This window comes from Nonomuraea sp. NPDC004580 (assembly GCF_040609855.1).
Classification (GTDB): Bacteria; Actinomycetota; Actinomycetes; order Streptosporangiales; family Streptosporangiaceae; genus Nonomuraea; species Nonomuraea salmonea.
Map to the genome: position 1 here is coordinate 73,197 of NZ_JBEXLH010000040.1, position 6,328 is coordinate 79,524.

Here is a 6,328-nt window from a genome sequence, read left to right on the forward strand (position 1 = left end):
CATCACGAACACCCCGACAAGGAGCCTTCCTGTGGCCTATGACATCGTCGTCCTAGGAGGCGGCAGCGGCGGTTACGCCTGCGCCCTGCGGGCGGCTGAGCTGGGCAAGTCGGTCGCCCTGATCGAAAAGGACAAGATCGGCGGCACCTGCCTCCACAGGGGATGCATCCCCACGAAGGCCCTGCTGCACTCCGCCGAGATCGCCGACGAGACCCGCGAGAGCGAGTCCTACGGCGTCAAGGCGAGCTTCGAGGGCATCGACGTCCAGGGCGTCCACGCCTTCAAGGACAAGATCGTCACTCGGGCCTGGAAGGGCGTGCAGGGCCTGCTGAAGGCCGCGGGCGTGACGATCGTCGAGGGCGAGGGCAAGCTCGTCGGCGCCAACCGGATCCAGGTCGGCTCCGAGGTCTACGAGGGCCGCAACATCGTCCTGGCCACCGGTTCCGCGCCGAAGACGCTGCCCGGCCTGGAGATCGACGGCGAGCGCGTCATCACCAGCGAGCACACCCTCAAGATGGACCGCGTCCCCGCCTCGGTGGTCGTCCTCGGCGGCGGCGTCATCGGCGTCGAGCTGGCGAGCGTCTACCGCTCCTTCGGCGCCGAGGTCACCATCGTCGAGGCGCTGCCCCACCTGCTGCCGACCGAGGAGGAGTCCAGCTCCAAGCTGCTCGAGCGGGCCTTCCGCCGCCGCGGCATCAAATACGAGCTGGGCGTCTTCTTCGACGGAGCCAAGACCACCGAGACCGGCGTCGTCGTCACCCTGGCCAACGGCAAGACCCTCGAGGCCGAGCTGCTGCTCGTCGCCGTCGGCCGCGGCGCGGTCTCGGCCGGCATGGGCTTCGAGGAGCAGGGCATCGCCATCGAGCGCGGCACCGTCGTGGTCGACGAGCACTGCCAGACCTCCGTGCCCGGCGTCTACGCCATCGGCGACCTCATCCCCACGCTGCAGCTCGCCCACGCCGGGTTCGCCGAGGGCATCATGGTCGCCGAGCACATCGCCGGGCTCAACCCGCCGCCCATCGACTACGCGGGCGTGCCGCGCATCACCTACTCCGACCCCGAGGTGGCCTCGGTGGGCCTCACCTCGGCGCAGGCGGCCGAGCGCGGCATCGAGATCGTCGAGCAGGTCTACGACCTCGCGGGCAACCCCAAGAGCCAGATCCTCGGCACGGCGGGCGCCGTGAAGGTCATCGCGCAGAAGGACGGGCCCGTCGTCGGCGTCCACATGGTGGGCCGGCGCATCGGCGAGCTCGTCACAGAAGGCCAGCTCATCTACAACTGGGAGGCCCTGCCCGCAGAGGTCGCCCAGCTCGTTCACGCACACCCGACCCAGTCCGAGGCCATGGGTGAGGCGATGCTGGCTCTGGCCGGCAAGCCGCTGCACGTACACAACTAGTCCAGCCCTCGAGATCAGAACGCGAGAGAAGAATAACGATGCCGGTCTCCGTACAGATGCCCCAGCTCGGCGAGAGCGTGACCGAGGGCACGGTAACCCGTTGGCTGAAGAAGGAGGGCGAGCGCGTCGAGGCCGACGAGCCGCTCCTCGAGGTGTCGACCGACAAGGTCGACACCGAGATCCCGTCGCCGTCCGCGGGCGTCCTCACCAAGATCGTCGTGGCTGAGGACGAGACGGTCGAGGTCGGGGCCGAGCTCGCGGTCATCGACGAGAACGGCCAGCCCGGCGACGCCGCCCCGGCGCCCGAGGCGGCCGCTCCGCCGGAGCCCGAGCCCGAGCCCGAGCCCGAGCCTGAGCCCGCCCCCGCCGCCCCGGCCTCCTCGATCCCGCAGCCGGCTCCGGCGCAGCCCGCCCCCGCGCCTGCGCCCGCTCCTGCCCCCGCCCCCGCCCCGCAGGCCGCTCCCGCCCCCGCTCCGCAGGCGCAGCCCGCTCCCGCCGTGCCGTCGGGTGAGAGCCCCTACGTGACGCCGCTGGTGCGCAAGCTCGCCAACGAGCACGGGGTCGACCTCGACTCCATCACCGGCACCGGCGTCGGTGGCCGCATCCGCAAGCAGGACGTCCTCGAGGCCGCCAAGGCGCAGCGCGAGAAGGCCCAGGCCGCCGCCGCTCCCGCCGCCCCGGCTCAGGCGCCCGCCCAGGCCGCGCCCGCCGCCGCCCCGGCCGCCGCTGCTCAGGCTCCGGCCGCCGCCGGTCCCGAGCCGGTCGAGGTCGACACCACGCTTCGCGGCCGCACCGAGAAGATGTCGCGCCTGCGCCAGACGATGTCCAAGCGCCTGGTGGAGTCGCTGCAGACGGCCGCCCAGCTCACCACCGTGGTCGAGGTCGACGTCACCAAGATCGCGCGGCTGCGCGAGCGGGCCAAGGCCGAGTTCCAGCGGCGTGAGGGCGTCAAGCTCACGTTCATGCCGTTCTTCGAGCTGGCCGCCATCGAGGCGCTCAAGCAGCACCCCAAGCTCAACGCGACGATCAACAACGAGACCATGGAGGTCACGTACTTCGACGTCGAGCACCTGGGCATCGCGGTCGACACCGAGCGCGGCCTGATCGCCGCGGTCATCAAGAACGCCGGTGACCTCAACCTCGCCGGCCTGGCCCGCAAGACGGCCGATCTCGCCGAGCGCACCCGCGCCAACAAGGTGACGCCCGACGAGATCACCGGCGGCACGTTCACGCTGACCAACACCGGCAGCCGTGGCGCGCTGTTCGACACGCCGATACTCAACCAGCCGCAGGTCGGCATGCTCGGCACCGGCGCGGTCGTCAAGCGGCCCGTGGTGATCGACACCGCCGAGGGCGAGGTCATCGCGGTGCGCTCGATGGTCTACCTGGCGCTGACCTACGACCACCGCCTCGTCGACGGCGCCGACGCCGCCCGCTTCCTGACGACGATCAAGCGTCGCCTGGAGGAAGGCCGCTTCGAGGCCCAGCTCGGCCTCGCGTAGTCACGCGGCCGTGCGGCCTTGAAGCCGCGCGGCCTGCTGCTCGCCGACCGGCCGGGCGGCTCCCCTCACGGGGGGCCGCCCGGCCGTCGCGTTTCCACGGCGGCTCCCCTGACGCGCCTTCCCTTCACCGCCCACCGGCGTGCCCTCTTCCGCCCGCTCGTCGTGCGTTGCCGGGGTGGTGGCCGGCGGCGGCGTAGGGTGCGAGTATGGCGATCATCGTGACGGGGGCGTCGGGGTTGCTCGGGACGGCGCTGGCCGAGGCTCTGGAGGCGCGCGGCCGTGCGGTCGTGCGGCTGGTACGGCGGCCTCCCCGCGGTCCTGGTGAGGCGTTCTGGCAGCCCGCTGAGCAGGTCGTGGACCTGGCGCCGCTGGAGGGGGCCGAGGCGGTCGTGCATCTCGCCGGGGCGCCCATCGCCGAGCGGCGGTGGACTCCCGCGTACAAGCGGGAGCTGCTCTCCAGCCGGGTCGAGGGGACGCGGGTGCTGGTCGACGCGCTGCGGGGGCTGTCGCGGCCGCCTGAGGTGCTGCTGTCGGCATCGGGCGTCGACTTCTACGGCGACACCGGCGATCGGTGGGTGGACGAGGAGCAGGGCAAGGGGCGCGGGTTCCTGGCCGAGCTGTGCGAGCGCTGGGAGGGCGCGGCGGCGGAGGCCGGGGAGGCGGGCGTCAGGACCGTGTTCCTGCGTACGGGGCTGGTGCTCAGCGGGCGGGGTGGCGCGCTCGGCCGGATGCTGCCGATCTTCAGGATCGGGCTCGGTGCGCCGCTCGGCACGGGCAGGCAGTACTGGTCGTGGATCAGCCTGGACGACTGGGTGGGGGCGGTGCTGCACCTGCTCGGTGCGCGTGAGCTCCACGGGCCGGTGAACCTCGTCTCGCCGGCCCCCGTCACCAACACCGAGTTCACCCGCGAGCTCGGCAAGGCGATGCGCAGGAGCACGATGCCGATCCCGGTGCCGGCGTTCGCGCTGTCGGCCGGGCTGGGCGAGTTCGCCCGCGAGGGGCTGCTGTCGAGCCACCGCCTGCGCCCGGCCAAGCTCCTGAGCGGCGGATACGGCTTCGCCCATACCCGCCTCGACGAGGCGCTGCGAGCCGTACTCTAGTGGCCTGTTCGTCGTTTTCCGCACGTGGGGGGCTCTGACATGAACCGGTCCGGACAGTCGCACATCCTGGCGATCGGGGGCGGGTCGTTCCGCCCGAGCAGACGCCACGGCCAGATGGAGGCGAGCGGGCTGCTGCGCTACGGGCTCGACCTCACCGGCCAGGACCGGCCGAAGCTGGGCTTGGTGGCCACCGCGTCGGGCGACTCCGCCGACTGGATCCTGAAGATGTACGGCGCGTTCGCCGGCTGGGACGTCGAGGTGAGCCACCTGACCGTCTTCCCGATGCCCAACGTGCCCGACCCGCGTGCCTGGATGCTGGACCAGGACATGATCTACGTCAGCGGCGGCAGCGTGGCCAACCTGATGACGCTGTGGCGGCTGCACGGGCTTGACGAGGCGTTCGAGGAGGCGTGGCGGTCCGGGGTGGTGCTGTCGGGCCAGAGCGCGGGCGCGTTGTGCTGGCACGTCGGCGGCAACACCGACTCCTTCGGGCCCGACCTGGCGGTGTGGGCCGAGGGCATGGCGCTGCTGCCGTACTCGTGCGGGGTCCACTACGACTCCGAGCCGCAGCGGCGGCCCCTGCTGCAGGCGTCGGTGGCCTCCGGCGAGCTGCCCGGCGGTTACGCCGCCGACGAGGGCGTGGCGCTGCACTACGTGGGCACCGAGTTCATCCAGGCGGTGAGCGTGTCGGCGGGCGGTTACGCGTACAAGGTGGAGCGCGAGGGCACGGACGGGGTCAAGGAGTTCAGGATCGAGCCACGGTTGCTGACCCCCTGATTACCCTTCAAGGGTGAGGGAACGGCACAATAGGCTCATGCGCCCCATCCCCGGGGACGATCCCCACGCACTCGCCATCGTCCGCCTCGGTGTCGACGTCCCCTACGAGCAGGCCTGGTCCCTGCAGCGCTGGGTGCACGGCAAGCGCGCCGCAGGCGAGCTTCCCGACACCGTCCTGATCCTCGAGCACGCCCCCGTCTACACCGCGGGCAAGCGCACCGCGCCGCACGAGCGGCCGTCCGACGGCACCCCTGTCGTCGACGTCGACCGGGGCGGGCGGCTGACGTGGCACGGGCCGGGGCAGCTCGTCGCCTACCCCATCGTGGCCGTCACCGACGTGGTGGCCTACGCCTGCCGGCTCGAGGACACGATGATCCAGGTGTGCGCCGACTTCGGCGTGACGGCCCGGCGGGTGCCGGGACGCGCGGGCGTGTGGGCGGCCGGTGACCCGGCGCTCGGCCTGCCCGACCGCCAGCTCGGCGCGGTGGGGCTGCGGCTGTCGCGCGGCGTCACCATGCACGGGTTCGCGCTCAACTGCGCCAACGATCCGAGCTGGTTCAACCGCATCACGCCGTGCGGTCTCCCCGACGTGGGCGTCTCCTCGCTGTCGGCCGAGACCGGGCGGCGCATCGTGGTCGAGGAGGTCATGCCGATCGCAGAGAAGCGGCTGGCGGAGGCGCTCGGCAGGCAGCCGTTCGACCTGCACGAGGAGGACCTGCTGCGCCGGTAATCGAATCGGCACGGAAAAGCAGCGGAAGCACGTCCTGGGTTCGGCTTACGATCCCGGTGTGAAGCGCCTCACAGCTCTCCTGCTCGCGTGCGCCGTCCACCTGCTGACGCTGGCCTTCGCCGCGCTGGGCTGCTGGGTGATCGTGCGCGAGCCCGACTCGGTCCTGTGGTGGTTCGTGGGGCTGCTCTGCCTGGCCGTCGGGTGGGCGCTGCGCCCCCGGCTGGGCCGGTTGCCCGCCGACGCCGAGCCGGTGGGCCGCGACGGCGCTCCTGAGCTGCACGCGCTCGCCCGCCGGGTGGCGGCGAAGATCGGGGTCAGGCCGCCCGCCACGATCGCGGTCGTCGACCTGAGCCCCGAGACCCGCTACGACCGCGTCGGCGTGGCCCGCACGCCCGTCCTGCTCGTCGGGCTGCCGCTGTGGCTGGCGTTGCCGCCCAGGCAGCGGGTGGCGCTGCTGGCGATGGCGTACGCGCGGCTGCCGACCGGCGACGAGCGGGTGGTGAGCGAGGCGCTGGCCACCCTCGACGCGTGGCACGACGCGCTGCTGGGGGCGGCGCCGCTGCAGGTGAGGGAGCAGGCCCAGGAACGCATCGCGTACGCGCTGGGCGGCTCCCAGGCCCCTGACACGACGTACGACGTGGCGAGCTTCCTCGGCCGGGTCTTCGGCCGGGTGCTGGGCGGCCCTGTGCTGCTGCTGCGGTACGCGCTGTCGCGGCTGGCCCGCTCGGGCGAGCCCCGCGTGCGCGCCAGGCAACGGGCGCTGGCCCGGCGGGCCGTTCCCGAGGAGGATCTGGCCGAGCTGGACGAGCAGGCGGCCGGCGGG

The 6,328-nt window shown here is 72.6% G+C and carries 6 protein-coding genes; all 6 read left to right on the forward strand.

What is annotated here, in order from left to right:
* Nucleotides 1-31 precede the first annotated feature (31 nt).
* Entirely contained in the window at nt 32-1,396 is a 1,365-nt protein-coding gene (gene lpdA / locus ABZW11_RS31715; protein WP_355425050.1) for a dihydrolipoyl dehydrogenase, read from the forward strand.
* 38 nt (nt 1,397-1,434) lie between these two features.
* Entirely contained in the window at nt 1,435-2,898 is a 1,464-nt protein-coding gene (sucB, locus tag ABZW11_RS31720) for a 2-oxoglutarate dehydrogenase, E2 component, dihydrolipoamide succinyltransferase (protein ID WP_355425053.1), read from the forward strand.
* 206 nt (nt 2,899-3,104) lie between these two features.
* Nucleotides 3,105-3,998, forward strand: coding sequence for a TIGR01777 family oxidoreductase (locus tag ABZW11_RS31725; RefSeq protein ID WP_355425056.1), 894 nt, complete (start codon nt 3,105-3,107; stop codon nt 3,996-3,998).
* Nucleotides 3,999-4,037: 39 nt separating this feature from the next.
* Nucleotides 4,038-4,775, forward strand: coding sequence for a peptidase E (locus ABZW11_RS31730; RefSeq protein WP_345400880.1), 738 nt, complete (start codon nt 4,038-4,040; stop codon nt 4,773-4,775).
* 37 nt (nt 4,776-4,812) lie between these two features.
* On the forward strand, nt 4,813-5,505 hold the full coding sequence (gene lipB / locus ABZW11_RS31735) for a lipoyl(octanoyl) transferase LipB (RefSeq protein WP_345400877.1): 693 nt from the start codon (nt 4,813-4,815) through the stop codon (nt 5,503-5,505).
* Between the two features lie 58 nt (nt 5,506-5,563).
* Nucleotides 5,564-6,328, forward strand: a 765-nt coding sequence (locus ABZW11_RS31740) for a M48 family metallopeptidase (protein ID WP_355425061.1), incomplete at its 3' end; no start/stop codon positions are given.